At 57.0% G+C, this 279-nt stretch carries 1 protein-coding gene; it reads right to left on the bottom strand.

The genetic code is table 11. The features are described from left to right. Window positions 1-279 (bottom strand): DUF1218 domain-containing protein (locus DL891_RS16980; protein WP_157962622.1); only part of this gene is annotated, 279 nt, incomplete at both ends.

Here is a 279-nt window from a genome sequence, read left to right on the forward strand (position 1 = left end):
CGGGTCCTGACTGCTCTGTGGTTGGAGCTGGGGTTGTCCCATGGCTATGCCTCCCTGATTTGGAACCGACCCGCCCCACAGGCTGTTACCGTCCTTTGCCGAAGTCACCGTGAGGTAATAGAAAACCCCAAGCGACAAGCTCATGAGAGACAGGACAGCGCCAACAGCAAAGACCCCGGGTTTCACCACGTAGCAGTAGTAGTTGCCGAAGTACATGCTCTCTAAACCGTGTTGGTCGTTGAGCGCCGCCCCCGTGAGCAACAGAAGGAACGCTATCAC

Source organism: Homoserinimonas sp. OAct 916, assembly GCF_003260275.1.
GTDB lineage: Bacteria > Actinomycetota > Actinomycetes > Actinomycetales > Microbacteriaceae > OACT-916.